Source organism: Actinoplanes sp. NPDC000266, assembly GCF_042899005.1.
Lineage (GTDB): Bacteria > Actinomycetota > Actinomycetes > Mycobacteriales > Micromonosporaceae > Actinoplanes.
The window spans coordinates 38,594-64,153 of record NZ_JBIAZI010000012.1 but is presented as its reverse complement, the minus strand read 5'-3'; the positions used below and the strand labels follow the sequence as shown (position 1 = coordinate 64,153).

Genomic DNA, 25,560 nt, shown 5'->3' with positions numbered 1-25,560 from the left:
GATGATCCCCTGACTTAAGAATGCGTGCGCACGCACATTCTTACTCTGATGCGTGCGCACGCACAAGAGTTGGCTAGGCTGCGGTGATGAGCGACACCGATGTGGCCGCGTGGGCGGCCCTGTTGCGGGTGCACGCCGCCCTGGTCCCGCGGCTCGACAAGGAGCTCCAGGCGGCCTGCAATCTGCCGTTGACCTGGTACGACGTGTTGCTGGAGCTGAACTCCGCGCCGGGTCGCAAGCTCAGCATGAGCGAGCTGGGCGAGGTCGCGGTCGTCAGCCGCACCCGGGCCAGCCGGGTGGTCGACAGCCTGGTCGCCGCGGGGCTGGTCGCCCGCGAGAGCAATCCCGACGACAAGCGCTCGGCCTACGCCACCATCACCGAGGACGGGCGCCGGCGCCTGCGCGAGGCGGCTCCGGTCTACCTGGACGGCATCGCCCGGCACTTCACGTCCCGGATGAGCGCCGCCGAAGCCCGTACAGTCGCCAAGGCCTTGGAAAAGGTCCTGGCGGAGCAATGAAGGAAGGCCCCGCCGCGGCGGGGCCTTCTCGGTGGGTCAGGAGGTGGACGGAGCCGGGGCCGGGGAGGCCGTCGAGCGGACCACCGGAGTGGACGGGTTGCCGTCGACGGCGGCGGCCAGCTGGGGGACCAGGCCGTCCAGCAGGAACGGCAGGCTCAGCGGGCTGATGAACGACGTCGCGCCGCCGAGGAGCTCCTCGTCCTCGAGGAAGACGTCGCGGGCCTCGGTCTTCACTTTCAGCTTGGCGTACAGGGCGTCGGCATGGATTTTCGCCTTGTCCGTCTCGTAGTTGGGGACCAGCCACACCATGGCGTCCACGTCGAGGAGGTCGGTGCGCTCGCGGCTGATGCTGACGCCGAACTCCTTGCCGGTCAGCGCGTCCAGGTCGGCCGGCAGGGTGAAACCGAGGTCGGTCAGCAGGCGGCCGCGCGGGTCCTTCGTGCCGTAGACGTAGTAGCCCTCCCACGTCGTCGCCATCAGGGCGCTCTTGCCGGCGAACTCGGGATGCGCCGACTTGGCGGCCGCGATCTTGCCCTCGACGTCGGTGACGATCTTCTCACCCTGCGCGGTGCGGCCTACGGACTTGGCCACCGTACGCAGGGTGTCCTGCCAGCTGATGCCGTAGTCGATGCCGCCCTTGGGCTGGGCCACGACCGGCGCGATCTTCGAGAGCGTGTCGTAGTCGGACTGGGTGATGCCCGAGTAGAGCCCGATGATCAGATCGGGGCGCTGGGCCGCGATCTTCTCGAACTGGTAGCCGTCGGTGTTCGACAGGACAGCCGGCTTGGCGTTCGAGCCCAGGTCGTCCTGCGCCCACGGCCAGATGGCGCCCGGATGTTCGCCGAACCATTCGGTGGTGGCGACCGGGACGACGCCGAGTGCGAGCAGCGAGTCCTGCTCGGTCAGGCCGGCCACGACGATGCGCTTCGGCTCGGCCTTGATCTCGGTGGTGCCGTACTTGTGCTCGATGGACACCGGGAAGGTGTCGGTGGCGCCCGAAGCGGCGGCCGGCGACGGCGACTCGCCGGAGTCGCCGCTGCCGCATGCCCCGAGCATCAAGACGGCCGCAGCGAGCACGCTGACAGATCGGCGCATGGAAACCCCTCTCAAAAGACCTACGAGCGGCATAGTAGGTTAGCCTCGCCTAACTAGTCGAGAGAGGGTCGGATGGCCACAGTCCTGCGCGCGAATGTGCCTACGCGCAAGAAACGAACTGTGGTTTTAGCGTTTGCCATCGTCGTGCTTCTCGTCACCGCGGCGCTGAGCCTCGCGATCGGAACCAGGTCGGTTCCCCTGGCCGACGTGTGGCGAGTGCTCTGGCATGCCGACGGCTCGGTGGCGTCCGATGTGGTCAGAGGCCTTCGCGTTCCCCGCACCCTGCTCGGCATCGGCGTGGGCGCGTCGCTGGGCCTGGCCGGCGCGCTCATGCAGGCGCTGACCCGCAACCCGCTCGCCGAGCCCGGCCTGCTCGGCGTCAACCTCGGCGCGTCCACCGCCGTGGTCGTCGCCATCGCCTTCCTCGGCGTCGGCAACGCCGGTGGGTACGTGTGGTTCGCGTTCGCCGGCGCGGCGCTCACCGCCGCCGCCGTCTTCGCGGTCGGTGGCACCGGCCGCAATCCCACGCCGGAACGCCAAGTCCTGGCCGGCGTGTCCATCACCGCGGTGCTCGGTGCCTTCGTCTGGGCCGTACTCGTCACCCAGCCCGAGGCGTTCAACCGTTACCGCTACTGGGATGTGGGCTCGCTCGCCGACCGCGACGCGAGCACGGTCAACCAGGTCGCGCCGTTCATGCTGATCGGCATCGTGCTCGCCCTGGCCCTCGGCCGCCGCCTCAACGCGCTCGGCCTGGGCGACGAGGCCGCGGTGGCGCTCGGCGCGAACCCGAAAGTCATCCGCCTGCTCGGCATCGCCGCCATCACCCTGCTCTGCGGCGCCGCCACGGCCGCGGTCGGCCCGATCTGGTTCCTGGGCCTCGCGGTGCCGTACGTCGCCCGCCTCCTCACCGGCCCCGACCACCGCTGGGTCCTGATCTATTCGCTGGTGGTGGGCCCGACGGTGCTGCTGGCGGCCGACATCATCGGCCGCGTCGCGGTGGCCCCGTCCGAGCTTCAGGCCGGCGTCGTCACCGCGTTCGCCGGCGCCCCGATCTTCCTGGCCCTCTGCCGCCGGCGACGCCTGGGAACGCTATGACGACCCGGCTTCTCATCGACAAAGGGCCAGTGCGGCTGCGCTTGCCCGTACGCCCTCTGGTCGTCAGCGCCGTTCTGGCCGTGACGGCGCTCGCGATCGGCTTGGTGAACCTGGCCTCGGGCGACTTCCCGGTGCCGGTCGGCGAGGTCTTCAAGACGCTGATCGGCCGGGGCGACGCCGGCACCGAGTTCATCGTGCTCACCCTGCGCCTGCCGCGTGTGCTGGTCGCGCTGCTCGCGGGCGCGGCCCTCGGCGCGAGCGGCGCCATCTTCCAGAGCCTCACGCGCAACGCGCTCGGCAGCCCCGATTTCGTCGGCTTGACGGTGGGCGCGGCGACCGGCGCGCTTCTGGCCATTCTGGTCTTCCACGTACGGGGTGTGCCCGTCGCCGTGGCCTCGGTCGTCGGCTGCCTGGCCACGTCCGTCGTGATCTACCTGCTGGCCTTCAAGCGCGGCGCCCAGCCGTTCCGCCTGGTGCTCATGGGCATCGGCGTGTCGGCGCTGCTCGAGGCGTTCAACTCCTACCTGGTGCTGCGTGCTCGGCTGACCGACGCCCTGGAGGCCCAGCACTGGCAGATCGGCAGCGTCGGCGGCCGTTCGATGCTGGACGTGGCCATGGTCGGCCTTCCGCTGCTGGTGATCCTGCCTCTCGTCGTCAGCCTCGGCCGTGACATGTCGATGCTGCGCCTGGGCGACGAGACGGCCGCGCTCCAGGGCGTGCCCGTCGAACGCAGCCGGATCACCCTGGCCCTGGCCGGTGTCCTGCTCACCGCGGCCGCCGTGGCCGCGGCCGGCCCGATCGGCTTCGTGGCCCTGGCCGCGCCCCACCTCGCGGCCCGCTTGACGCGTGGCGCGGGTCCCGGAGTGCTGCCCGCGGCCGCGATGGGCGCCGTTCTGATGACCGCCGGCGACTGGCTGGCCCAGCGGGTGCTGCCGGAACAGGACCTGCCGGTCGGAGTGGTGACCGCCGCCCTGGGCGGCGCCTATCTGACCTGGCTCCTGGTGCACGAATGGCGCCGAGGACGAGCACGAGCGTGACTGTTCTTGAGCGAATGAGCGCGAATGCGCGGCCGGCGAATGCGCGGCCGGCGGCGGAGGGGCTGGCGGACGTGGGGCTGGCGGACGTGGGGCCGGTGGCTTTGTGGTGGCGGGGCGAGAAGGGCGAGGGCTGATGAGCGTTCGGTTGCGGGGCGAGGAGCTGACCCTCGCGTACGAGGAGCGGGTGGTCGCCGAAGGGCTGAACGTGGGCATCGCCGACGGGTCGTTCACGGTGATCGTGGGGCCCAACGCCTGTGGCAAATCGACGCTGCTCAAGGCGCTCGCGCGTGTGCTCAAGCCGGTGTCGGGGACTGTTCTTCTGGACGGGAACGGCATCACCTCGTACGCCTCCAAGGAAGTTGCCCGGCGGCTCGGGATGCTCCCTCAGAGTCCGGTCGTGCCCAACGGCATCGTGGTCGAGGATCTGGTGGGGCGGGGGCGGTACGCGCATCAGCGGATGCTGCGGCAGTGGTCGGCCGCGGACGAGGCGGCGGTGGCCGAGGCCATGCGGCTGACCGAGGTGAGCGAGCTGGCCGACCGGTTCGCCGAGGAGCTGTCCGGCGGGCAGCGGCAGCGGGTGTGGCTGGCGATGGTGCTCGCTCAGCAGACCGGCATCCTGCTGCTCGACGAACCTACGACCTTCCTCGATCTGGCCCATCAGTTCGACGTGCTGGACATCTGCGCCGATCTGCACGAACAGGGACGCACGATTGTGGCCGTTCTGCACGATCTCAATCACGCGTGCCGCTACGCCACCGACCTGATCGTGATGAAGGAGGGCCGGGTCGTGGCGCAGGGGCCGCCGGCCGAGGTGATGACGCCGGCCCTGGTGGAGGAGGTGTTCCGGGTGCCGTGCCGGGTGATGGACGACCCGGAGACGGGCACGCCGATGGTGGTACCGGCCGACCGCGCCCGCCGGCGGGCTGTCCACGGCTGAGGTGGTGGACACAGCTGAGCGGTGGTCGGCTGTGCACAACTAACGTATAAGTTTTGTACACCTTCTGTTCATGTTTACGGAGTTACCGTTACGGCATGATCCGCCCGCTCGTTGCCGACGCTCGTGACCTTGCCGAACGGCTGCTGGCCGATCTGCCGGAGCGATGGCAGCACTCGGTCGGAGTGGCTGAGCGGGCCACGCAGATCAGCGCGACCGTGAGCGCCGGGGAAGCCGACGTTCTCGTGGCGGCCGCCTGGCTGCATGACATCGGCTACGCGGAAGCGTTGCTGGACACCGGGTTCCATCCGCTCGACGGGGCGCGTCATCTTCAGCGGCTCGCGTGGCCGATGCGGATCGCCGGGCTGGTCGCCCACCACTCGGGTGCGATCTGTGTGGCGCACGTCAACGGGCTTGAGGGCGCGCTCGCCGAGTTCCCACAGGAGAACACGGCGGTCAGCGACGGGCTGACGTATGCCGACCAGACTGTGGGGCCCTACGGGCGGAGCATGGACTTCGAGGACCGGATGGCCGACATGCTGCGCCGGCACGGTCCCGGCTCGCCGAACGCGGCCGTGCACTCCCGCCGCGCGCCGATGTTGCGCGCCGCCGTGCAGCGCGTGGTCTCACGGCTGTCCCTCCCGGCCGGCGTGCGCGCCGCCTGAGCGGCCGGGCGGGGAGAGCGGTCAGGCTGCTGTCTGGGCCAAGGCCAGCTCTGTCTTGGTGTGCTGGAACTCGGCGGGGGCTATGCCGTCCTTGCGCAGCGCCCTGGACACCCGCGCCGACACCGCCGCGGCCTCGTCGACCGGGCACTTCGTGGAGAGCTCCAGCAAAGCCGAACCGTCGGGGTAGACCCAGCGTTCCGCCGTCAGGGCCAGGCCCCGCACCTTGACGCGGCGCTTGCGGGCCTTCACGGGGCCGAACGTCGTGAGGTCGTCGAGCGCGCACGGCGCGTACGCCGAAAGCACCCGCCGCTGACGCGCCGAGAGCAACGACGTCAGGGGTTTGCCCGCCTTCAGCGCCTGGCCCACGCTGCCCTTGGCCAGCTGCTGCTTCAGCGCGCCCGAGCAGACGTAACTGCCGGGCATCGCGTCGACCTCCACGTGGAAGCCGGGGGAGCGGCGCAACCAGCCGGGCACGTTGCGCGTGTGCATCGGGCGCAGCTTCACCACGATGTCGTCGGGGCGGCCCGCCCGCTCGCGGACCCGCACGACGATGCCGTCCTGTTTCAGGGCCAGCGACGGGGTGTCCAAGAAGTAGACCTTCCGGGCCTGGCCGCCGACGAAACCACCGTCCGGAATGAGGAGCTTCAGCTCCACCAGGTCGGCCTGACGGGAAATAACCCGCAGGTCATCGGCCTGATCCGACGGCGGTTGCCAGAATCCCCACATAGAAGGTCGCGAACTCACTCGAACAACCGTACATGACCTTCCGTTAAACGATCATCAACGGGGGGCCATTTCTCGTTAATCCTCCGTTAACCCGTACGGGGCCTCGCGCTCGACGAAGTCGCGGAACCTCGACGCCGCCGGTCCCAGCCGGCGGTCGGTTCGCCAGGTGAGGCCGACGACCCGTTCCGCTGCGGGCGCGGCCAAGGAGAGCCCGATCGTGCCCGAGGCGCCGACGAACTGCTCCGGGACCAGCGCCACGCCCAGGCCCGCGCCGACCAGGCCCTCGATCGTGGCCAGGTCGCCGATCTCGAAGGCCACCCGCGGCGTCACCCCGGCCGCCGCGAACAGGTCGTCCACCAACTGCCGGAAGCCGAAGCCGGGCGGGATCGTCACGAAATCCTGTTTCGCCACCTCGGCCAGCGGCACGGCCCTGGTCCTCGAGGCCCATCGGTGGTCCGGCGGGACGATCAAGGCCAGGCTCTGCGTCTGCAAGGCGATCCAGCCGTACGGCCCGGGTGGGCGCGGCGAGATGAGAGCGAGCTCCGAGAGGCCCGCGTCGAGGTCGCGCAGCATCTCGTGGCCGGGCTCCTGGCGCAGCTCGACCCGCATGTGCGGCGCCTGCCGGCGGACGTCGCGCAGGATGCGCGGGACGAGCGAGGTGGCCATCGAGTCGAGGAACGCCAGCCGCACCGTGCCCGACGACGGGTCGAGCAGGCCGGCCAGGTCGCGGCGCAGGCGGTCGTGGCGGTCGACGATGTCGCGGGCGGCGGCCAGGGTCAGCTCGCCGAGCGGGTTCGGGTGTACGCCGCGGGCGTCGCGCTCGAACAGGCGGGCCCCGACCTCGTCCTCGAGCCGCTTCAGGAGCCGGGACAGGGTCGGCTGGGTGGTGCCGAGCGCGGTCGCGGCCTCGGTGACGTGGCGGTGCTCACCCAGGGCGAGCAGCGCGCGGAGGTCCTCGATGAGCACGGCTCGGATCATACGCCGTACGCATCAAAGCTATTGATCTAATGCATTGGACGCATGGCGGGGTGGGGGCGAACAGTCGGCCGGGTGAGCCCCTATCGTGCCGGGACGCCCGGCTACCGCCGGATCTGCCTGGCCCTGTTCGCGGCCGGAGTGGCCACCTTCGCCCTGCTCTACAGCACGCAGGCCCTGCTGCCGGACCTGGCCGGCGCGTTCGATGTGACGCCGGCGCAGAGCTCCTGGTCGCTGTCGCTGGCCACGGTCGGCCTGGGCGTGGCGCTGCTGATCACCGGGCCGCTGTCGGAGAAGGTCGGCCGCACCCGGCTCATTCACCTGTCGCTCGCGCTCTCGGCGGTGGTCGGGCTCGCCTGCGCGGTAGCGCCGAGCTGGCACGTTCTGCTCGTCCTGCGACTTCTGCAGGGCGTCACGCTGGCCGGGCTGCCCGCCGTGGCCACTGCCTATCTCCGGGAGGAGCTGCACGCCGACACGCACGCGCGGGCGGCGGGGCTCTACATCGGCGGCACCGCGCTCGGTGGCATGGCCGGCCGTCTCGTCACCGGGTCGGTCGCCGAGGCGTACACCTGGAGGTGGGCCTTGGCCTCGGTGGCCCTGGTCGGGGTGGCCTGTGCCGTGGTGGTGGCCGTGCTGCTGCCGAAGTCGCGCAACTTCGTGCCCCGGCCGACGGCGGCCATGACCCGGCGTGCGCTCAGCGATCCGGCGCTGCTCAGCCTCTACGCGATCGGCGCCTGCGCGATGGGCGCGTTCGTCTCGGTCTACAACGCCATGGGCTTCCGGCTGACCAGCGCTCCCTTCCTGCTCGGCGCGGGTGCGGCCGGCGCGGTCTTCCTCGTCTACCCGGTGGGCACGCTCAGCTCGGCCGTCTCGGGCCGATTGGCCGATCGGTACGGGCGGCGCGCGGTCATGCCGTTCGGATGCGTCCTGACCGCGGTGGGCCTGCTTCTCACGCTGCCGGACAACCTCCCGCTGATGGTGGCCGGGCTGGCCGTGATGACCGCCGGGTTCTTCTGCGTGCACGGCGTGGCCAGCGGCTGGGTGCCGGTGCGGGCGCACGCCGGGGGAGTGCCGGCCGGGCAGGCGGCGTCGTTCTACCTGTTCGCCTACTACGCGGGCTCGTCGATCTTCGGCAGCCTGGCCGGCACGGCCTGGTCGCTCGGCGGGTGGCCGGCGGTGGTCGCGCTCGCCTCGGTCTTCGTCGGCGCCGGCGGCGTGCTCGCGATGAACCTGCGGCGGGTACCCGCTTTGAAGGCAGCCGTCCGCTGAACGCCGGAACTTCATCCCGAGTTGCGGCAATTACGCCTCTTGAGGGAACTCTTGGGAGTGTTTTACGACTTTCCCAGTCGACTTTGATCAGATGGCCGCGTGGCCCGGCGAGTCTTTCTGCACATCGGTGCGCCGAAAACCGGCAGCACCTACATCCAGAACGTCCTGTGGGGCAACGCGGACACCCTCCGCGACCGCGCCGGTGTTCTGGTCCCGCACACCCTCTACGCCCACGACCAGGGCATGGCCGACCTGCGTGAGGTGCCCTGGTACGACCCGTCGTCGGGCTGGACCTGGGACCGCCTGGCCGGGCTGGCCAACGCGTGGCCGGGCGACGCGGTGATCAGCAGCGAAGGTCTGGGCGCGGCGACGCAGACCCAAGCCGCGCGGGCCCTGGAGAGCTTCGGCGCGGCCGAGGTGCACGTCGTCGTGGCCGGGCGCGACCTGTGGCGCACGCTGCCGTCGATGTGGCAGCAGAGCATCCGGGGCCGCAGCACCTGGCGCTTCGAGGACTTCCTGTCGGCCGTCGAGAAGGGCCGCTACCAGGCCTTCTGGGACGAGCACACGGCCGACCGGATGCTGCGCCGCTGGGGCGACCTGCTGCCGCCCGGGCAACGGCATCTGATCACCGTGCCGCCCGCGGGAGCGCCGTACGACCTGTTGTGGCAGCGCTTCGCCGGTGTCATCGGGGTGCCCGCGGACCTCTGCGAGCTCGCCGCGCCCACCGCGAACGTCTCGCTCGGCGCGGCCGAGATCGAGCTCCTGCGCCGGGTCAACCAGGCCCTGGGCGACCTGTACCCGCACCGGGTTCCCTACCAGCGGGTCGTCCAGCGGCACCTGGTCGACGCGGTCCTCAAACAGCGGGCCAACACGCTGCGCTTCGGCATCGGCGCCGACCGGGCGGCCTGGGTCCTCTCGGTGGCCGAGGAGCAGATCGCGACCCTGCGCGACTATCCGTGCGACATCGTGGGCGACCTGGACGAGCTGCGGCCGGTGGCCGTGCCGGTGACCGGGCCCACCCCCGACCAGCTGCCGGACACGCAGGTGCTGGAGGCGGCGATCGACACCATCGTCGGCATGCTCGGCCACGCCGCCTCGCTCGACCAGCCGCTGGAGAAGCGCCCGCCGGGCCCGCTGACCCGGCTGCGCGGCATGAAGCGACGGCTGCGCGACTCGGTCACTTTCGGCACCCGCGTAACCGATCCGGCCGACCGGGTACCCGGGGCGCGCCGCCGGGCATAGCCTGGGCCCATGCCGTACGTCGCCGCCCGCGACGGCCGCCGGCAACGCGGCCCTCAGGATCGGGCACCCTCCGTCCCCGAACGACTCGACGACCTGCGTGGCCACAGCGTGGGGGTGCTGGAGCTCCCGCACCACATGGCCGCCGGTCACAAGTCCCGCCGCCGGTTCGATCTGGAGGACCCGGCCCAGCAGCGTCTGGCCTATCAGACCGTGCTGTGCCAGGCCGCGGACTGCTGCGAGATCAACGATCTCCTGCATCCCGGCGTGCTGCGCCGCCTCTGGCGCCACCTGCACATTCCCGACCGCGTCCGGCAGGCGTGGGAAAACCGCTACCCCGATCTCACCGCGCCCGCGCCGGCCTCCGAGACCAAGGTCCCGACGGCCGAGCTGATCGCGCCGCGCACCGACGACGGCTTCCGCCGCGCCGGTCGCCGGCCGACCGCCTCGGTGCCGGCCGATCGCCTGACGGCCTCGCAGATGATCGCCGCCCGCACGGCCTCCAGCCGTTGATCTCGGTTCGGGGCATCGGCCTGGGCCTCGCCGCCGTCGCCCGCCCGGGATACATCAACCTGGGCCGCGACGCCGACCTGCCGGCCGACCGCACGGTCGACGCGATGCGCTCGCTGGTGTTCACGCTGCTCGACGAGGCGTACGCCCAGGGGGTCCGCTATTTCGACGCCGCCCGTTCCTACGGCCGCGCCGAGGAGTTCCTGGCCGCGTGGCTGGTCGCCCGCGATCCGGTGGGCGTCGTCGTGGGCAGCAAGTGGGGTTACACCTACACCGCCGGCTGGCGGGTCGACGCCGACGTGCACGAGGTCAAGGACCACAGCGTGGCCACCTTCGACCGGCAGATCGAGGAGACCCAGGACCTGCTCGGCGAGCACCTCGACATCTACCACGTCCACTCGGTCACGCCGCACAGCACGGCGCTGACCGACAAGGTGCTGCACCGCCGCCTGGCCGGTCTGGCCGCCCAGGGCATCATCGTCGGCGTCTCCACGAGCGGTCCGGCCCAGGCGACGGCGATTCGAGAGGCTTTGGCCGTACGCATCGACGGCGAACCCCTGTTCCGCAGCATCCAGGCCACGTGGAACCTCCTCGAGACCTCGGCCGGCCCGGCCCTGGCCGAGGCCCACGAGGCGGGCTGCCTGGTCATCGTCAAGGAGGCGATGGCCAACGGCCGCTTGGCCGCCATGCCTTCCCTGGGTGCCTCGCCGGACGCGGTCGCCTTGGCCGCGGCCTTGCGACAGCCGTGGGCCAACGTGGTGCTCTCCGGCGCGGCCACCCGCGAACAGCTCGACTCGAACCTGCGCGCCCCGACCCTCGACGTCGACATCGACGCGCTGGCCGACCTGGCCGAGCCACCCGAGAAATACTGGTCACACCGCTCGGCCCTGGCCTGGAGCTGACTCAGGCGGCGGTGACGCGGCGGGACTTCACCTCGTACATGGCGCCGTCGGCGCGGCGCAGCACCGAGACGGCGTCGTCGCCGGGGGCGGCCCGGACCGCGCCGACGCTCACGCCGACGGCGGCGTGCTCGCCGGTGACCACGAACGGCGCGGTGAAGGCGGCCTCGATCCGCGGCACCACCTCGGCCGAGGCGTCGCGGCAGAGGACGACGAACTCGTCGCCGCCGTACCGGGCGAGCAGGTCGGTCCCACGGACGCAGCCCGTCAGGCGTACGGCGACCTGTCGCAGCAGTTGATCTCCGGCGACGTGACCCAGGCCGTCGTTGACCGCCTTGAAGCCGTCGAGGTCGCAGAACAGGATGAGCGGGGCCCCGCCGGCGGCCAGCTCGGCGTCCCGGCCGTCCAGGAACTTCTTGCGGTTGGCCAGGCCGGTCAGCGCGTCGTGGGTGGCCTCGTGGGCCAGCGCCCGCTCGGCCCGGGACCGCTGAGCCGACAGCATGCCGATGCGGATCATCACCATCGGCACGATCACCGCGGTGCCGACCGCGAGCAGCACGGCGTCGATCGGCCGGCCGGCCAGCTGCTGGACGGCGGCGACGATCGGGTTGAGCGCGAGCGCGCCGCCCAGAAAGGCGAGCCGTCCCGGGCCGAGCCGGTCCACCGAGACCGGGCCGGGGCGCTGCAACTGGTCCATCGAGCGGTCGGCGACGCCGGTCCCGGCCACGATGTAGCCGGCCAGGAAGAGCGTGTCGACCCAGCCCGGCCGGGTCAGCGGGGTGTCGGCGGCGTACCAGAGCAGGCTCAGGTTGCCCACGAGGGCCAGCGGCAGGACCACGATGAAGGCGCGCAGGGCGAGCAGGGACTCGCGGCCCGCGCTCTCCACGCGCAGCAGGGCGCCGAGCATGCCGGCCAGGCACAGGGCCATCACGAGCAGGCCGGCCCGCGAGCCGGTGGACATCGCGGTGGCGTCCAGCCGCGGCTGCACCAGCACGGTCCAGAGCAGCCCGACCAGGCCCACGGCCATCACCGCCGCGTCGAGGATGCCGCCGATGTCGCCGCGCCCGTGCCGCAGAACGATCCACACGGCCGCCGCGAGCAGCAGCAGATGGCCCGCCACGATGAAGACCAGCGAGGTCAGGTCGCGGTTGTCGGTCAGGCCGAGCTGGACCGCCGCCCACAGCCCGCCGGCGTTGATGACGGCGAGCCCGGCGACGATGAGCACCGACGGCCCGCGCCGCTTCCGCAGGGCGAGCGCGGCCGGCACCAGGGACGCCGAGCCGATCAGGAAGTACAGCAGGGGATGGGCGCCTTCCGGCGCCATCGGATAGGCCGAGGCCGCCAGGAGAGCCACCACGGCGTACGCGAGCAGGGGTCCCCGGGGCATGACGCGCCCATCGCCCACGCGGCCCCCGACTTGAGCTTTTCTCCGCGTCGGGCAGGATCGGGCGGGTGACACGGATCGAGGAGTTCCCGGTGCCCGGCGGCCCGTACGCCCTGGCGACCGGCGCCGACGGCGCCCTCTGGTACACGCTGGTGTCGCTCGGGCAGATCGGGCGGCTGACGCCCGCGGCGACGTTCGACGCCGGTTCCGCCTCCCGGCCGACGATCATCACGGCCGGGCCGGACGGAGCGCTCTGGTTCACGTCCTACGGAACGCACCGCCTCGGCCGGATCACGGCCGCCGGCGAGCTGAGCGACGTCGTGCTGCCGACGCCGGAGGCGGGTCCGTTCGGCATCGCGGCCGGCCCGGACGGGGCGATGTGGTTCACCGAGAGCGCGGCCGACCGGATCGGGCGGGTGACGGCCGACGGCACGGTGACGGAGTTCCCCACCGGCTCCTTCCCGTCCGCCATCACGGCCGGGCCCGACGGCGCGATGTGGTTCACCCTGAACCAGGGCAACGCGATCGGCCGGATCGACATGAACGGCGCGACGGCGGTTCATCCGCTGCCGGCCGAGGGCGCGGCCCCGGTCGGCATCACCGCGGGCCGCGACGGCGCCCTGTGGTTCGTGGAGATCGGCGCCGGGCAGATCGGCCGCATCACCCCGGACGGCGGCATCACCGAGTTCCCGCTGCCCGACCGGGCCGGGCGCCCGCACGCCATCACCAGCGGCCCGGACGACCGGTTGTGGTTCACCGAGTGGGCCGGCAACCGGATCGGCTCGATAACCCCCGACGGCACGATCGAGTCGTACGACCTGCCGACCCCGAACAGCGAGCCGCACGGCATCGCGCTCGGCCCGGACGGGGCGGTCTGGGCCGCCCTGGAGATCGGCGCCCTGGCCCGGCTGGAGGTACGGCCTGGGTAGGCTGCGGCCCGTGGGGACGACGATCGACGCGGTGATGTGGCCGGACCGTCCGTGGCGGGAGCTGCGGGGCGAGTGGGAGCGGGCCGAGCGGCTCGGCATCGGGCGGGGGTGGCTCTGGGACCATCTCGTTCTCGGTGGGCGGCCGGTCTGGCACGACGCGTACGCCGTGCTCGCCGCCGCCGCGGCCACCACGGACACCATCGGGGTCGGCACGATGGTGACCGCGCCGAACTTCCGTCATCCCGTCACCACGGCCAAGGCGGCGCTCGCCCTCGACGACGTCAGCGGCGGCCGGTTCGTGCTCGGGCTGGGCGCCGGCGGCCCCGGCGACGACGCCGAGGCGCTGGGCACGCCGCCGCTGAGCGCGGCCGAGCGGGGACGGCGGTTCGTGGAGTTCACCGAGCACGTCCACACGCTGCTGACCGAGCCGGCGCCGACGCTCGAGGGGGAGTGGTTCACCGCCCGCGCGGCCGACATCGGCGGGGGACTGCCGCGGCGGCCGCCTCTCGCGGTGGCCGCGACCGGGCCGCGGGGCATCGCGCTCGCCGCCGAACGGGCCGACTGGTTCGTCACCCAGGACATCCGCAAGCGGTCGGCCACACCACAGGCCGAGGTGGCCCGGCAGTTCGACCGGCTGCGTGAGGCGTGCGCGCTCGCCGGGCGGGCGATGCCGTCGACGGTGGTCGTGCTCGGTTACGGCGGTGAGCAGCCGCTCGCCTCGGCCGAGGCTTTCCACGACTGCGTGGGCCGCTACACCGAGCTCGGCGCGACCCGCGTCGCCGTGCTGTGGCCGCGCGGCGAGGACGCCGAGCGGCAGTTCGCCGTACTGGAGAAAGCCGAGTTAACGGCGTAGAAACCTCCGATACTTCTGGCCGAAGCACCGCGTCCCTAACTTCTTTCTCAGCTTGAGTCTCGCGAGTCATATCCTCGTATTCGCCTCGCACGCTTCTCCGGCTCCATTGACGATTTCTATCTGTCTGGAGACCGCTATGTTCGGAAATTCCGCATGAGCGGAGAGATCCGCGTGACCGGAGTGCGCCGGGTCTACGACATCGGCGCCGGCGGCTCGCTGACCGCCCTCGACGACGTCGATCTCACCGTGGAGACCGGCACCTTCGTCAGCGTGATCGGGCCCAGCGGCTGCGGCAAGTCGACGCTGCTGCGGGCCGTGGCCGGGCTCGAGACGCCGGACGCCGGCCAGATCACCGTCGGCGGGCTCACGCCGGAGCGGGCGGCGGCCGACAAGATGCTCGGCCTGGTGCCGCAGACCCCGGCCCTGCTGCCGTGGCTGTCGGTCCTCAAGAACGTGTCGCTGCCGAAGAAGGTGAACCGCAGGAAGGGCCGCCGCACGGCCGACATGGTCGACCTGCTGAGCAAGGCCGGGCTGGCCGACGTCATGCACAAACTGCCGTCGCAGATCTCCGGCGGCATGCAGCAGCGGGCGGCCATCGTGCGCGCCTTCGGCCTGCACCCCGACGTCCTGCTCATGGACGAGCCGTTCTCGGCGCTCGACGAGTTCACCCGTGAGGCCCTCCAGGAGCAGCTGCTCGACCTGTGGGACGAGCTCAAGGCCACGGTCCTGTTCATCACGCACTCGGTCAGCGAGGCCGTCCGGCTCTCCGACCGGATCGTCGTGATGGCGCCCCGGCCCGGCCGGATCACCGACGTCATCGACATCGATCTGCCTCGCCCGCGCGGCCAGGCCCTTCTGAAAACCCCTGAGTTCCATGCGTACGAGGACCTCGTGCGTGACCGGCTCCGCGGGGCGTTCCACTATGCGAATGCGATCGCCTCATGACCCTCGCCGAGCCCGCCCCCGCGGTAATTGTGGAACCACGCAAGCGCCTCACGCTCCATTTCCTGCATCCGGCGAAATGGCTGCCGCTGGTGCTCATGCTGGCCGTGCTCGGCGGGCTCTGGCAGTGGGGCGCGAGCCGCATGCCGTACCTGCTGCCACCGCTCGGCGACATCGGGCAGACCCTGGCCCAGGACGCCGGCTACTACCTCGAGAACGCCCTCGTGACGCTGCGGGAGGCCGTCGGCGGCCTCGCCATCGGCACGGTGGTGGCCTTCGTGCTGGCGGTCGTGGTCAGTGAGTTCACGCTGGCCCGGCGGGCCATCATGCCGGTCGCGGTCATCCTCAACGTCACCCCGCTGGTGGCGATCGCGCCCGCGCTGGTCGTGGCCTTCGGTTTCGGGGCCGCGCCCAAGCTCATCGTGACCGGGCTGATCTGCTTCTTCCCGGTGCTCATCAACATGTCGATGGGCCTGCGGGCGGTGCCGCTGCCGGTGCTGCAGGTCTACCGGACCATGCACGCCTCGCGGCTCGAGACGCTCTGGTACATCCGGGTCCCCAGCTCGCTGCCGTACCTGTTCGCGGCGCTGCGGATCGTCTTCCCGCTCTCGGTGGTGGGAGCGGTGGTCGCGGAGCTGTCGGCCGCGGGGTCGTCCAAGGGACTGGGCACGGCGATCAGCCTCGCCTCGTCCATGAACCGGCTGGCCGCCGTCTACGCGTCGATCGCCATCCTGGCCGTGCTCGGCTCCCTGCTGCTGCTGGTCGTGACGCTGCTGGAGCGCCGTCTCCTGCACTGGCACGAGACCCGCGCCGGCACCAAATAAGTCAACGCTCTCTCTGACGGGAACTTTCCATGCGTAGTCGTACCCTTTTTGCGGCTTTTTCCGCCGCCGCCCTCCTGATATCCACCGCCGCTTGTGGCTCCTCGGACGACGAAGTCGCCGCCGCCTCGGCCGGCACCGCGATCTCGGCCGACCGCTGCGCGAAGAACAAGGCGGCCGGGAAGATCACCTACCTGTCCGGTTACCAATGGCAGGCGTCCGCCTCGATCCTGGAGTACGCCGCGGCCAAGAAGCTCGGCTACTTCGACGCGGTCTGCCTCGACGTCACCATGCAGCCCGGCACCGGGGACACCAGCCAGAACACCAAGCTCCTGGCCAGCGGCAAGGTCACCGTCAGCCCGGTGAGCCAGCAGGACGTGCTCTCGGCCAACGCCAACGGCATCAAGGTCACCGGCGTCTCGTCGTACTCGAACGTGGGTCTCGAGGTCCTGATGACGAAGAACGACGTCACCGACCTCAAGCAGCTGGACGGCACGACGCTGGGCCAGAAGGGCGCCATGCCGATCGGCGTTCAGGCGATGCTGGTGCAGACGGGCGCCGACTTCGGCTCGGTCAAGCAGGTGACGGTCGGCTACGACCCGTCGGTGCTGACCCGCGGGCAGGTCAAGTCGCTCACCGGCTTCATCTCCAACGAGCCCAACCAGCTCAAGGCGGCCGGCACGCCGGTGACCGTCTGGCGGCCGTACGACTACAAGGTGCCCGGCTCGCTCGGCGCGATGGCCGTGAACCCCGATTTCGCCGCCAAGAACCCGGAGGCCGTGCAGGACTTCCTCCGGGCCGGCCTGCACGCCTTCGAATACTGCGAGGACAACGCCGAGGAGTGCGTGAAGGCGGCGGCCGAGCTGACCGGCGCCGGCTACGACGAGAAGCAGAACCTCGCCGTCTGGCAGACCGAGGACAAGGTCGTGCGGGACAGCCTCAAGCCGGGCGCGGCGCTGGGCGCGATCGACACCGCGAACGTCACCGCGCTGGCCGAGATGCTGAACAAGTACACGAAGACCTCGATCACCCCGGAACAGGCGGCGAGCGAATTCGACTCTTCGTACGTCTCCGCGATCTACCAGGGTGACAAGCTGATCTGGCCCGCACCGTAAGCGTCATCGGAAAGAGGAACGGTATGTCCAGCAAGGAATATGGCGTGTTCCTGCCGATCGGCAACGGCGGTTGGATGATCTCGTCGACGGCACCGCACCCGGAGGCGACCTACGCCTACAACCGGCGCGTGGCGGTGGAAGCGGAGCAGATCGGCCTCGACTTCATCATGTCGATGGCCAAGTGGAAGGGATTCGGCGGCACCACGGACCACTGGGGCCAGACGCTCGAGTCGATGACGATGATGTCGGCGCTGGCCGAGGCCACCTCGACGGTGAAGATCTGGGCCACCATGCACGCGAACATCCACCACCCGGCGGTGGCGGCGAAGATGTTCACCACGCTGCAGGACGTCTCGGGCGGGCGGGCCGGCATGAACATCGTCAACGGCTCGTACGCCGACGAGTTCCAGCAGATGGGGCTCTGGGACGCCGAGCTGTCGCACGCCGACCGCTACCGGATGACCGAGGAGTGGACGCAGGCGGTCGGCCGGCTGTGGACCGAGGACGTGGTGACGATGAAGAGCGACTTCTTCACGCTCGACGCCTGCGAGTCGCGCCCGCATCCGGCGGTGCGGCCGACCATCATCAGCGCCGGGCGCTCGGCGGCGGGCCGCGATTTCCAGGCCAAGTACGCCGACGGGGCATTCCTGAGCGCCGACAACCTCGACCAGATGCGCGAGTTCTCGCGGTACGTCCACGACAAGGGCGCCTCGCACGGGCGCCAGGTCAAGACGTACTCGATGTTGACGGTCGTTCTCGACGAGACCGACGCCAAGGCCGAGGCGAAGGCCGCGCGCTACGGGGAAGGGCTCGACAAGGAGGCGCTGATCGGGATGCGCACGTCGTGGGGCATCCCGGCCGACACGGCGCGGCAGTGGGCCGAGGGGGCGACGGGATCGGAGGCGTTCCAGACGCCGTACGTCACCGGTGGCCCCCAGAAGGTCATCGAGCACATCGAGCAGATCACGGCCAAGGCCGAGCTCGACGGCCTGATGCTGATCTTCCCGGACTACCACGCGGACATGCTGCCGTTCGGCGAGGCCGTCCTGCCGGCCCTGCGAGGCGACTCATGAGCGGCCTTCGCGAGTCACAGCTCGCGGCGTTGGCCGGGCGCAAGGCGGCGCTCATCGTCGTCGACGTGCAGCGGTCGTTCGCCGACCCTTCGATGATCGCGGGCTACGGGGCCGACCTCTCCGTCGTCGCCGACGCGGTCGCCGCCACGGGCGAGCTCGTGCGGGCCGCCCGCGCGGCCGGCGTCACGGTGGCCTGGGTCGAGCTGGGCAGCGATCCCCGCAACCCGTGGCGGGCGAGCCAGTGGTTGCGCTCGGGTGACCCCGGCGCGCCGTACGGCCCGGAGGAGCCTTGTGTTCTGGGCAGTCCGGGCGCCGAGTGGTACGGAACCGGGCCCGCGGAGGGCGAGATCCGGGTGGTCAAGCGCGGCTACAGCGGCTTCCTGGGCACCAGCCTCGAGGCCCAGCTGCGCGCGGCGGGTGTCGAGTGGGTCGCGGTCTGCGGGCTGACCACCGAATGCTGTGTGGCGGCGACCGCCACCGACGCGTTCCAGCTCGACTGGCCTGTCCTGCTGCCAGTCGACGGCGTCGCCGCGTACGACAAAGAAGTGAACGAAGCTTCGCTGGCCGAACTGGCGATGAACGTCGCGGTGCTCAGCGACAGCGACGAGCTCGCGGATCTGTGGGTGACGGCATGAGCGGCATGCACCTCGCCTTCGACCTGTCGTTCACGCACACCGAGGGGCGCTGGGCCCGGCGCGGCTCGTGGGTCGGTCGCGACTTCCCGGATCCCCGGATGTACATGGAGCTCGCCCAGACGGCCGAGCGGGCCGGGATCGGCATGCTGTTCTTCGGCGACGGCACCGGCATCCCCGACACGTGGCGCGGTTCGATCGACGCCGCGGTCGAGTGGGGCGTGCAGTGGCCCCGGCACGACATGAGCCCGATCATCGCGGCCATGTCGACGGTCACCGAGCACATCGGCTTCGGGCTGACGTACTCGTCGACCTTCATGCACCCGTTCTACGTGGCCCGGCTGCTCAACTCGCTCGACCACGTCACCGGCGGGCGGATCGCGTTCAACGTGGTCGCCTCGACGCGGAGCGCGGACGCCGCCAACTACGGCTTCGACCAGCTGATGGCCCACGACATGCGCTACGAGCGGATGGAGGAGTTCATCGACGTCTGTCAGGCGCTCTGGCGGTCGGTCGGCGCCGGCGCCATCGTCCGGGACCGGGAGACGGGCCGCTTCGCCGACCCGGCCCAGGTGCGGGCCATCCACCACCACGGCAAGTTCTTCGACGTCCAGGGCCCGCTGCCGAGCGTGCCGAGCCCGCAGGTGGCGCCGATGCTGGTGCAGGCCGGCAATTCGCCGCGCGGGATCGCGGCGTCGGCCCGCTTCGCCGACCTGGTCTTCGGTTTCGGCGGCAGCCTGCCGTCGCAGCAGCGGCACCGCACGATGCTCGACGAGGCCCTGAAGGAGGAGGGGCGCGACCCGTCGGCGGTCGGCATCCTGTGGGCCACACAGGTCATCGTCGGCCGCACCATGGACGAGGCCCGGGCCCGGCGCGACGAGGTGCTGACGTTCTGGAGCGAGGACGCGGTCGGCGCGTTCCTCTCCCACAACGCCGGCGTCGACTTCTCGAAGCTGCCGTCGTCGTTCCCGCTCGGCGAGCTGAAGCGGCAGGCGGCGGAGGCGCGGGCCACGCCGGGCGGCCTGATCGGCACGTTGCTGGCCGAGCACGGCGAGGACTACGAGATGAGCCGTACGGAGTTCTTCGAGCACGGCTGGCGCAGCGCCACCGGCATGGACCACACGGTCCTGGGCGACCCGGCCACGGTCGCCGACGCGCTGGAGGAGAACTTCGCGGCCACCGGCGCCCGCGGCGGCTACATGTTGTCGAGCCCGCTCGCGATGCCGTCCGGCCTGGCCGACCTGGCCGAGCTGCTCGCGCCGGAGCTGCGCCGCCGGGGAGCGCTGGCGCCGCGCTATCCGGGCCGCACCCTCCGCGAGAACCTCGCGATCTGATGGGCGCTCCTGTTTCGTCGCGCGCCGAGCAGACGGTGCTGGTGTGCGCGCTGATCGGCACGGCCCAGATGACGTGGGGCGTCACGGTCCCGGTGCTGCCGGTCTACCTGGACTCGTACGGCATCGCGGTCGGGCTGATCGGCCCGCTCGTGGCGGCCTTCGCCGTGGGGCGCATCATCGCCAACATCCCGGCCGGCCTGGCCCTGCGCCGATTCCCGGCCCGCACTTATCTCCGGGTCGTGCTGCTGGCGCTGGCGGCGGTCACGGCGCTGACCGGGCTGGCCGGCGCGGCCGGTCCGCTGATCGGCTTCCGGCTGTTCGCCGGTGTGCTCGGCGGTGCCGCCGTCACGGTGGGGTTCGCCCTGCTCGTGGCCGGGGCGCCGCCGGCCCGCCGGGGCGCGGTGATGGCCACGGCCACGGTGGTGCAGATGAGCACGGCCGGGGCCGGGGCGCTGCTCGGCGGGGCCGTGGTGGGCCTCGCCGGGCCGGCCTGGACCTTCGCCGTGGCGGCCCTGCCGGTCCTGGCCGTGCTGCTGTGGGATCTGGCGCGGCCGGCGGCGCACTACTGGTCGTTCGCCGCACCGGCCCCGCGGCGCGGCGGCGTTCGGGCGGGCGGGCCGGCGCGGGTGAAGGTGCCGAAGCGGACCTGGCTGCTCGTCGCGCTCTGCGCGGAGGCGTTCGCCACGTTCTTCGTGCGGTTCGCCGGCGAGCAGGGCCTGGTGCCGGTCCTGGCGTACGACAGCGGTGGCCTGAAGCCGTTCACGCTCGGCCTGGCCACCGCCGCCGGGACCGTGGCCAGCCTGGCCGCCATGCCGCTGATCGCCCGCTGGGTCGACCGCGGCGCCCGGATCGCCCTGCTGGTGCCGGCGGGCATCGCCGGCGCGGTGGCGATGCTCTGCCTGCCGCTGTTGCACGTGCCGGCCGGGTTCGCCGTGGCCATCGTGGCGTACTCCCTGGCCACGAGCGTCATCGGCGTCCTGCCCGGCGTCATCACCGGTGACGCCTTTCCGGCGTCGGCGGCCGGGGGAGTCATCGGCCTCACCCGCACCGCCGGTGACATCGGCGCCGCCATCGGGCCGCTCGCGGTCTTCGCGGTGGCCGGGTTCGCCGGTTACCAGGCGGCCTGCGCGGTGCTGGCCGCGCTGTTCCTGGTCGCGGCGGCGGGCCTGGTGACGGCGCTGCTGCGCCACCGAGCGTCCCAGGCCACGGTGGCGGCCCCGATCCTGGTGGGTGCCCCGTGATTCGCGGTGAGGTGGTGCATGGGGCCGGCCGTGGCCGTCCTCTCGGGTTCCCGACGGCGAACCTGGCCGTCGAGGATCCCGCCGCCCTGCCGGGCGACGGCGTCTATCTCGGCATGTTCGCGCTCGACGGCGGCCCGGCCGCGCCGGCGCTGGTGTCGATCGGGGCCAACCCCACCTTCGGCGGTGAGGTGCGGACCGTCGAGGCGTACGTCCTGGACCGGGATGAGGACATGTACGGAAGGAGGGCGGAATTGCGCATCCTGACGCTCATCCGGGAGCAGGAGCGGTTCGATTCGGCCGAGGCGCTTGTCGAGGCGATGGCCTCGGACGAACGGGCCGCCCGTAGGCTGTTGACCATGGGTGAGGACGCCGAGGAGCGGGGCTGGCGCCGGTTCGGCCCGGACAGCATCGAGCGTGCCATGCTGCTCGCCCTCGGCGAGGAGCTCGGCGTCGATCTGCGGCCGCGGTCGATCGACCTCGGCGACGGCACCCGGCTCGAGATCGAGGGCGCCGACGAGGCGTGCGGGCTGCTCGTGCAGATGGTCGGCAACCAGGGGACGTTCCGTTCCCTTCACCGCAACAAGGTGATGGCCGACATGTTCAAGCTGACCTGGCTGCGGTCGTCGATGTTCCCCGAGAGCCGCATCGTGCTCTGCGTCAGCGCGACCGTGGCCCAGGTCTTCAGCCCGGCCGGCTGGACCACCCGCGCCGCCCGCGACCTCGGCATCGAGGTCCTGCTCTACAACGCCGACGGCAAGCTGGAAACCCTCGTCCAGCGGTCCTGAGCAAGAAGAAACTCCGCAGACGGCCGGTCTCATCCCTCTGTGCCTGGCGACCATTCCGACTGCTCCGCGGTGGCTGATGTTCCGAGCTAGAGAAGGAGTACGCCTCCGCCATGAAGATCACTGTTCTCGTGGGCAACCCCAAACCCCTTTCCCGTACGAGGTCGGCCGCCGAGGCCGTCGCCGATCTGTTCGGCGCGGAAAGCGGTGAGGATCGGCTCGTGGTCGACCTCGCCGACTACGCGGGCCGCCTGTTCACCTGGCCCGAGCCCGAGATCGACGAGCTCACGGCCCGGGTCGCCGGTTCCGATCTGCTGATCGTCGCCTCGCCGACCTACAAGGCCACCTACACCGGTCTGCTCAAGGCCTTCCTCGACCGGTACGGCTCGAACGGGCTGGCCGGGGTCACCGCCGTCCCCGTGATGACCGGCGCGGCGCCCGACCACGCGCTGGCCGTGGAGGCGTACCTGCGTCCCCTGCTGGTGGAGCTGGGCGCGAGCGTGCCCACCCGGGGTCTCTACATGGTGATGTCCCGGATGGACGCGCTCGCCGACATCGTCGAGGAGTGGGGCAAGGCGAACGTGGGGCTGGTGGGCCGTGACTGACACCGCCGTCGCGAGCCGCGAGTTCCGCCGCGTCCTGGGCGGTTTCGCCTCGGGCATCACCGTGGTCACCGCCGTCGTCGACGGGGTGCCGGTCGGCATGACCTGCCAGTCGTTCTTCAGCCTGTCGCTCGATCCGCCGCTCATCGCGTTCTCGCCGTCGCGGGCCTCGGCGTCCTACCCGCTGATCCGCGGCGCCGGCGCGTTCTGCGTGAACATCCTGGAGGCCGGTCAGGAGCAGTTGTGCAACCAGTTCGCCCGTACCGGAACCGACAAGTGGCGGGACGTGAGCTGGCGGCCCGGCAGCACCGGAAGCCCGATCCTGCAAGGGGTCCTGGCCTCCATCGACTGCACGCTGGAGCAGGAGCACGAGACCGGCGACCACTACCTGACGATCGGCCGGGTGGTGGCGCTGGAGAGCGACCCGGACCGTCATCCGCTGCTGTACTTCAACGGCGCCTACGAGCGCCTGCACCGGCCGGCCGCGTGAGTCAGAAGACCCGGGCCCGGTGGTCCTTGGCCAGCCCGTGCACCTCGCAGGCGGTGCGCGGCGCGCGCGGGCAGAGGACCCACAGGGCGCTCACCGAGGCCCGGTAGAGGCGGTACTCCGACGGGGCGGTCACGTCGTCGCGGTCCAGCATCGTGACGTCGTGGCCGTCGCTCCGGGGATAGAGCGAGAGCGCCTCGCCGACGTCGCCGGCCGGCACCTCGAAGGCCTCGGCGTCGGCGTAGACGGCGCGCCCGTGATAGGGCTCTACTGTGGAGTCGAAGACGGTGAAGGCGACCTGCGGACGGTCCCTCAGGTTCTCCGAGTGGCGCGCGGTCGTCTCGGAGCACCAGAGGACCTCGCGCTCACCCACGGGGGCGAAATAGACGGGCGAGGCCCACGGCCGCCCGTCCGGGCCGGCGGTGCTCAGCGTCAGATACAGGTTGGACTCGACGATCGCGCGTGCGTGCTCGGCCAGCGACATGCCGTCATTCTTGCCCGAGCCGCACGGTCTCCGCACGGAGCACGTCGACCATGCGCCGCAGATAGCTGACGATCGCCGCCTGCTCGGCCGGCGTGTATTCGCCCATGGCGCTGCCCAGGGCCCGGCCCAGCCCGGCGAACGCGCCGGACAGCCGCGGATGATCCCCCGGCGCGGCGCGGATGACGGCGCGCCTGCGGTCGGCCGGATCGGTCTCGCGGACGACGTGGCCCCCGGTGGCCAGCCGGGCGATGACGCTGGTGATGCCGGCCGCGGTCAGGCCGGTCTGCTCGGCCAGCTCGCTCGCGCTGAACGGGCCGTGGGCCGCGATCAGCTCGAGCGTCTTGAAGTCGCCCGCCGAGAGGCCCAGCCGCGCCGCGACCGCCTGATGGAAGAGCACCACCGCGGTGCTGAGGTCGCGGCCCAGGGTTTCACCGGTTGACATGCGAACCGCCAATACTTAGATTCGGCGTAGTAATTACTACGATCCGGCTTAGTAAATCAGGAGGGGTCATGCGGCTGCTCGGCGCGTCGGTGATGGCGTACTTCGGCAGCCCGCTGTTGCTGGGCATCGCGCTCGTGCCCGCCGTCCTCCGCGCGTACCAACTGTTCAGCCGCGACGACAACGGGCTGCTGGAGCTGCTCGTGGAGCTGCTGCGGGTGGTGCTGGTGGCCGCGATGATCGCCGTCGTCCGGGGCTGGAGCGTGGCCGCCCTCTTCGACCGGGCCCGGTGGCGGGAGTTGGGCGACGACGTGAGCCGCGCGGTCGGCGCCGGCTGGGTGCCGATCGCCATCCGGCTCGCCGTCGTCCTGCTGGTCGTGATCGCCCTGAGCGTGCTGACCGGGGCCGTCGTCGGTGAGGGCCCGGCCGCGGACGCCGTGCTGTTCGCGGTCAAGAACTTCGTCCTGATCCCGGTCTTGTTGATGGCCGTGCTGCTGAGCGTCACTAGGGTGTGACGATGCTGGTCGAGGAGTACGCCGAGCGGGTCTTGCGGCCCGCGGCCCTGGGAACCGACCGTGACGGCGTACCGGAAAGAACCGTGAGTGACCTTCGCGAGCTCGGCCTGCTCGAGCCCCTCGCGAAGGACGAGGAGCGGCGGGTTCACGAGATCCTGGCCGGCGCCTGCCTCAACACCTGGCTGGTGTGGGCGCAGCACGCGCGCGCCGTGAAGCTGGCGCCGCCCGGCGAGATGCTGCTCGGGGTGGCCCTCAGCGATGTGCGGCGCTTTCCCCGGGGCCACGTCGCCGCCGAGCGGGACGGCGACGGATGGGTCTTCGACGGCACGGTGAGCTGGGTCAGCGGCTGGGGACTGAACGAGGCGCTGGTGATAGCCGGGGTGACCAAGGAACGGGCCGGTATGAGCGGGAAACGGGCCGTGGTGACCGGGCTCGTGCCGGCCGGGCCGGGGATGACCGGCACGCCGCTGCCGCTGGCCGCGGCCGGCGGCAGCCGGACCGCCCGGGTGCGGCTCGACCGCGTACGGGCCCAGGAGGTCCTCGACGTGACTCCGCTGGAGGATTGGCTGCGCGCCGACGCCGCCGGGACGGCCGACGCCAAACCGCACCACTTCGGACTGGCCCGGACCGTGCTGCGGGAGTTGGCCGGCGAGCCCGTGGCGCGGCACGTGGCCGAGACGTGGGCGCCTCGGGTCGAGCGGTTGCGGCGTCAGGCGTACGCGCTGACCGACGCCGACGGCGAGGTGGCCGAGCGGCTGCGGCTGCGGGTGGAGATCGGCGAGGCGCTGTCGACGCTGACCCGGTCCCTCGTCGTGGCGCGGGCCGGGCGAGGGCTGGCGCTGGACGACACGGCGCAGCTGCACGCCCGGTCGGCCCTCTTCATGCTGGTGCAGGCACAGACGGCCGCCGTTCGGGAGGCTCAGCTCGGCAGTACGCATCTGACGCGCGAATAGTTGCTCACTTTG

Annotated in this window: 29 protein-coding genes; 23 read left to right on the top strand and 6 right to left on the bottom strand. The window is 71.4% G+C overall.

From position 1 onward, the window contains the following. The first annotated feature begins 86 nt into the window (after positions 1 to 86). Positions 87 to 518, top strand: a complete 432-nt coding sequence (locus ACFY36_RS39630; protein ID WP_499751044.1) for a MarR family winged helix-turn-helix transcriptional regulator — start codon at positions 87 to 89, stop codon at positions 516 to 518. Positions 519 to 554: 36 nt separating this feature from the next. Here the strand turns inward: ACFY36_RS39630 and ACFY36_RS39625 are convergent, their stop codons facing one another. Beyond that, positions 555 to 1,613 carry an iron-siderophore ABC transporter substrate-binding protein gene (locus ACFY36_RS39625; RefSeq protein ID WP_499751043.1) on the bottom strand — a complete coding sequence of 353 codons (1,059 nt, stop codon included), beginning with the start codon at positions 1,611 to 1,613 and terminating at the stop codon, positions 555 to 557. 138 nt (positions 1,614 to 1,751) lie between these two features. Between ACFY36_RS39625 and ACFY36_RS39620 the strand changes: the two genes are divergently transcribed. From ACFY36_RS39620 to ACFY36_RS39605, 4 genes are all read left to right on the top strand, one after another. Further along, positions 1,752 to 2,708 carry a FecCD family ABC transporter permease gene (locus ACFY36_RS39620; protein WP_499751334.1) on the top strand — a complete coding sequence of 319 codons (957 nt, stop codon included), beginning with the start codon at positions 1,752 to 1,754 and terminating at the stop codon, positions 2,706 to 2,708. A gap of 29 nt (positions 2,709 to 2,737) precedes the next feature. Further along, positions 2,738 to 3,745, top strand: coding sequence for a FecCD family ABC transporter permease (locus tag ACFY36_RS39615; RefSeq protein WP_499751042.1), 1,008 nt, complete (start codon positions 2,738 to 2,740; stop codon positions 3,743 to 3,745). 133 nt (positions 3,746 to 3,878) lie between these two features. Continuing rightward, on the top strand, positions 3,879 to 4,682 hold the full coding sequence (locus ACFY36_RS39610) for an ABC transporter ATP-binding protein (RefSeq protein ID WP_499751041.1): 804 nt from the start codon (positions 3,879 to 3,881) through the stop codon (positions 4,680 to 4,682). Between the two features lie 95 nt (positions 4,683 to 4,777). Then, positions 4,778 to 5,344 carry an HD domain-containing protein gene (locus ACFY36_RS39605; RefSeq protein WP_499751040.1) on the top strand — a complete coding sequence of 189 codons (567 nt, stop codon included), beginning with the start codon at positions 4,778 to 4,780 and terminating at the stop codon, positions 5,342 to 5,344. 21 nt (positions 5,345 to 5,365) lie between these two features. On the opposite strand, the gene ACFY36_RS39600 is transcribed toward ACFY36_RS39605, so the two are convergent. Together ACFY36_RS39600 and ACFY36_RS39595 are read right to left on the bottom strand one after the other, a co-directional pair. Next, positions 5,366 to 5,998 carry a hypothetical protein gene (locus ACFY36_RS39600; protein ID WP_499751039.1) on the bottom strand — a complete coding sequence of 211 codons (633 nt, stop codon included), beginning with the start codon at positions 5,996 to 5,998 and terminating at the stop codon, positions 5,366 to 5,368. A gap of 147 nt (positions 5,999 to 6,145) precedes the next feature. Further along, entirely contained in the window at positions 6,146 to 7,036 is an 891-nt protein-coding gene (locus ACFY36_RS39595; RefSeq protein ID WP_499751038.1) for a LysR family transcriptional regulator, read from the bottom strand. Positions 7,037 to 7,120: 84 nt separating this feature from the next. Between ACFY36_RS39595 and ACFY36_RS39590 the strand changes: the two genes are divergently transcribed. The 4 genes from ACFY36_RS39590 (at position 7,121) to ACFY36_RS39575 (ending at position 10,965) form a co-directional block, all read left to right on the top strand. Further along, positions 7,121 to 8,314 (top strand): MFS transporter, encoded by a 1,194-nt coding sequence (locus ACFY36_RS39590; protein WP_499751037.1) that lies wholly within the window; start codon positions 7,121 to 7,123, stop codon positions 8,312 to 8,314. A gap of 99 nt (positions 8,315 to 8,413) precedes the next feature. Continuing rightward, a complete protein-coding gene (locus ACFY36_RS39585) occupies positions 8,414 to 9,556 on the top strand; it encodes a hypothetical protein (RefSeq protein WP_499751036.1) in 1,143 nt (380 codons plus the stop codon). Positions 9,557 to 9,565: 9 nt separating this feature from the next. Beyond that, on the top strand, positions 9,566 to 10,066 hold the full coding sequence (locus ACFY36_RS39580) for a hypothetical protein (protein WP_499751035.1): 501 nt from the start codon (positions 9,566 to 9,568) through the stop codon (positions 10,064 to 10,066). Further along, positions 10,063 to 10,965, top strand: a complete 903-nt coding sequence (locus ACFY36_RS39575; RefSeq protein ID WP_499751034.1) for an aldo/keto reductase — start codon at positions 10,063 to 10,065, stop codon at positions 10,963 to 10,965. The genes ACFY36_RS39580 and ACFY36_RS39575 overlap by 4 nt, the downstream gene beginning before the upstream one ends. 1 nt (position 10,966) lies before the next feature. Here the strand turns inward: ACFY36_RS39575 and ACFY36_RS39570 are convergent, their stop codons facing one another. Continuing rightward, entirely contained in the window at positions 10,967 to 12,349 is a 1,383-nt protein-coding gene (locus ACFY36_RS39570; RefSeq protein WP_499751033.1) for a diguanylate cyclase domain-containing protein, read from the bottom strand. A gap of 65 nt (positions 12,350 to 12,414) precedes the next feature. Between ACFY36_RS39570 and ACFY36_RS39565 the strand changes: the two genes are divergently transcribed. The 12 genes from ACFY36_RS39565 to ACFY36_RS39510 all read left to right on the top strand — a co-directional run bounded on the left by ACFY36_RS39565 (position 12,415) and on the right by ACFY36_RS39510 (position 23,160). Beyond that, a complete protein-coding gene (locus tag ACFY36_RS39565; RefSeq protein ID WP_499751032.1) occupies positions 12,415 to 13,275 on the top strand; it encodes a Vgb family protein in 861 nt (286 codons plus the stop codon). Between the two features lie 10 nt (positions 13,276 to 13,285). After that, complete coding sequence (locus ACFY36_RS39560) at positions 13,286 to 14,128, top strand: LLM class flavin-dependent oxidoreductase (RefSeq protein WP_499751031.1); 843 nt, start codon at positions 13,286 to 13,288, stop codon at positions 14,126 to 14,128. A 153-nt stretch (positions 14,129 to 14,281) separates the two neighbouring features. After that, on the top strand, positions 14,282 to 15,073 hold the full coding sequence (locus tag ACFY36_RS39555) for an ABC transporter ATP-binding protein (protein ID WP_499751030.1): 792 nt from the start codon (positions 14,282 to 14,284) through the stop codon (positions 15,071 to 15,073). Then, positions 15,070 to 15,894, top strand: coding sequence for an ABC transporter permease (locus ACFY36_RS39550; protein WP_499751029.1), 825 nt, complete (start codon positions 15,070 to 15,072; stop codon positions 15,892 to 15,894). The genes ACFY36_RS39555 and ACFY36_RS39550 overlap by 4 nt, the downstream gene beginning before the upstream one ends. 29 nt (positions 15,895 to 15,923) lie before the next feature. Further along, positions 15,924 to 17,006, top strand: coding sequence for an ABC transporter substrate-binding protein (locus tag ACFY36_RS39545; protein ID WP_499751028.1), 1,083 nt, complete (start codon positions 15,924 to 15,926; stop codon positions 17,004 to 17,006). A gap of 23 nt (positions 17,007 to 17,029) precedes the next feature. Then, positions 17,030 to 18,079: an LLM class flavin-dependent oxidoreductase gene (locus ACFY36_RS39540; protein ID WP_499751027.1), complete on the top strand. Its 1,050-nt coding sequence runs from the start codon at positions 17,030 to 17,032 to the stop codon at positions 18,077 to 18,079. Then, on the top strand, positions 18,076 to 18,714 hold the full coding sequence (locus ACFY36_RS39535; RefSeq protein ID WP_499751026.1) for a cysteine hydrolase family protein: 639 nt from the start codon (positions 18,076 to 18,078) through the stop codon (positions 18,712 to 18,714). Before ACFY36_RS39540 ends, ACFY36_RS39535 begins: the two co-directional genes overlap by 4 nt. Continuing rightward, entirely contained in the window at positions 18,711 to 20,045 is a 1,335-nt protein-coding gene (locus tag ACFY36_RS39530; RefSeq protein ID WP_499751025.1) for an NtaA/DmoA family FMN-dependent monooxygenase, read from the top strand. Before ACFY36_RS39535 ends, ACFY36_RS39530 begins: the two co-directional genes overlap by 4 nt. Next, entirely contained in the window at positions 20,045 to 21,286 is a 1,242-nt protein-coding gene (locus ACFY36_RS39525; protein ID WP_499751024.1) for an MFS transporter, read from the top strand. The genes ACFY36_RS39530 and ACFY36_RS39525 overlap by 1 nt, the downstream gene beginning before the upstream one ends. Next, the gene (locus ACFY36_RS39520; RefSeq protein WP_499751023.1) at positions 21,283 to 22,071 is read left to right on the top strand and encodes a riboflavin kinase; all 789 of its coding nucleotides are present in this window, start codon (positions 21,283 to 21,285) and stop codon (positions 22,069 to 22,071) included. Before ACFY36_RS39525 ends, ACFY36_RS39520 begins: the two co-directional genes overlap by 4 nt. A 110-nt stretch (positions 22,072 to 22,181) precedes the next feature. Next, positions 22,182 to 22,673, top strand: a complete 492-nt coding sequence (locus ACFY36_RS39515; RefSeq protein WP_499751022.1) for an NADPH-dependent FMN reductase — start codon at positions 22,182 to 22,184, stop codon at positions 22,671 to 22,673. Then, positions 22,666 to 23,160 (top strand): flavin reductase family protein, encoded by a 495-nt coding sequence (locus ACFY36_RS39510; RefSeq protein WP_499751021.1) that lies wholly within the window; start codon positions 22,666 to 22,668, stop codon positions 23,158 to 23,160. Before ACFY36_RS39515 ends, ACFY36_RS39510 begins: the two co-directional genes overlap by 8 nt. Position 23,161: 1 nt before the next feature. On the opposite strand, the gene ACFY36_RS39505 is transcribed toward ACFY36_RS39510, so the two are convergent. Further along, positions 23,162 to 23,641, bottom strand: a complete 480-nt coding sequence (locus tag ACFY36_RS39505) for a pyridoxamine 5'-phosphate oxidase family protein (RefSeq protein ID WP_499751020.1) — start codon at positions 23,639 to 23,641, stop codon at positions 23,162 to 23,164. A gap of 4 nt (positions 23,642 to 23,645) precedes the next feature. Then, a complete protein-coding gene (locus ACFY36_RS39500) occupies positions 23,646 to 24,083 on the bottom strand; it encodes a MarR family winged helix-turn-helix transcriptional regulator (protein ID WP_499751019.1) in 438 nt (145 codons plus the stop codon). 68 nt (positions 24,084 to 24,151) lie between these two features. Between ACFY36_RS39500 and ACFY36_RS39495 the strand changes: the two genes are divergently transcribed. Both ACFY36_RS39495 and ACFY36_RS39490 read left to right on the top strand, forming a co-directional pair. Further along, the gene (locus tag ACFY36_RS39495) at positions 24,152 to 24,595 is read left to right on the top strand and encodes a hypothetical protein (protein WP_499751018.1); all 444 of its coding nucleotides are present in this window, start codon (positions 24,152 to 24,154) and stop codon (positions 24,593 to 24,595) included. Positions 24,596 to 24,597: 2 nt separating this feature from the next. Continuing rightward, complete coding sequence (locus ACFY36_RS39490) at positions 24,598 to 25,548, top strand: acyl-CoA dehydrogenase family protein (protein ID WP_499751017.1); 951 nt, start codon at positions 24,598 to 24,600, stop codon at positions 25,546 to 25,548. The last annotated feature ends 12 nt before the right edge of the window (positions 25,549 to 25,560 follow it).

Coding starts and splice junctions, on each gene's coding strand:
- ACFY36_RS39625 (WP_499751043.1), bottom strand. CDS start 1,613: ATGCGCCGATCTGTCAGCGTGCTCGCTGCGGCCGTCTTGATGCTCGGG.
- ACFY36_RS39490 (WP_499751017.1), top strand. CDS start 24,598: ATGCTGGTCGAGGAGTACGCCGAGCGGGTCTTGCGGCCCGCGGCCCTG.
- ACFY36_RS39500 (WP_499751019.1), bottom strand. CDS start 24,083: ATGTCAACCGGTGAAACCCTGGGCCGCGACCTCAGCACCGCGGTGGTG.
- ACFY36_RS39525 (WP_499751024.1), top strand. CDS start 20,045: ATGGGCGCTCCTGTTTCGTCGCGCGCCGAGCAGACGGTGCTGGTGTGC.
- ACFY36_RS39505 (WP_499751020.1), bottom strand. CDS start 23,641: ATGTCGCTGGCCGAGCACGCACGCGCGATCGTCGAGTCCAACCTGTAT.
- ACFY36_RS39570 (WP_499751033.1), bottom strand. CDS start 12,349: ATGCCCCGGGGACCCCTGCTCGCGTACGCCGTGGTGGCTCTCCTGGCG.
- ACFY36_RS39630 (WP_499751044.1), top strand. CDS start 87: ATGAGCGACACCGATGTGGCCGCGTGGGCGGCCCTGTTGCGGGTGCAC.
- ACFY36_RS39530 (WP_499751025.1), top strand. CDS start 18,711: ATGAGCGGCATGCACCTCGCCTTCGACCTGTCGTTCACGCACACCGAG.
- ACFY36_RS39545 (WP_499751028.1), top strand. CDS start 15,924: ATGCGTAGTCGTACCCTTTTTGCGGCTTTTTCCGCCGCCGCCCTCCTG.
- ACFY36_RS39515 (WP_499751022.1), top strand. CDS start 22,182: ATGAAGATCACTGTTCTCGTGGGCAACCCCAAACCCCTTTCCCGTACG.
- ACFY36_RS39540 (WP_499751027.1), top strand. CDS start 17,030: ATGTCCAGCAAGGAATATGGCGTGTTCCTGCCGATCGGCAACGGCGGT.
- ACFY36_RS39580 (WP_499751035.1), top strand. CDS start 9,566: ATGCCGTACGTCGCCGCCCGCGACGGCCGCCGGCAACGCGGCCCTCAG.
- ACFY36_RS39550 (WP_499751029.1), top strand. CDS start 15,070: ATGACCCTCGCCGAGCCCGCCCCCGCGGTAATTGTGGAACCACGCAAG.
- ACFY36_RS39605 (WP_499751040.1), top strand. CDS start 4,778: ATGATCCGCCCGCTCGTTGCCGACGCTCGTGACCTTGCCGAACGGCTG.
- ACFY36_RS39495 (WP_499751018.1), top strand. CDS start 24,152: ATGCGGCTGCTCGGCGCGTCGGTGATGGCGTACTTCGGCAGCCCGCTG.
- ACFY36_RS39535 (WP_499751026.1), top strand. CDS start 18,076: ATGAGCGGCCTTCGCGAGTCACAGCTCGCGGCGTTGGCCGGGCGCAAG.
- ACFY36_RS39610 (WP_499751041.1), top strand. CDS start 3,879: ATGAGCGTTCGGTTGCGGGGCGAGGAGCTGACCCTCGCGTACGAGGAG.
- ACFY36_RS39555 (WP_499751030.1), top strand. CDS start 14,282: ATGAGCGGAGAGATCCGCGTGACCGGAGTGCGCCGGGTCTACGACATC.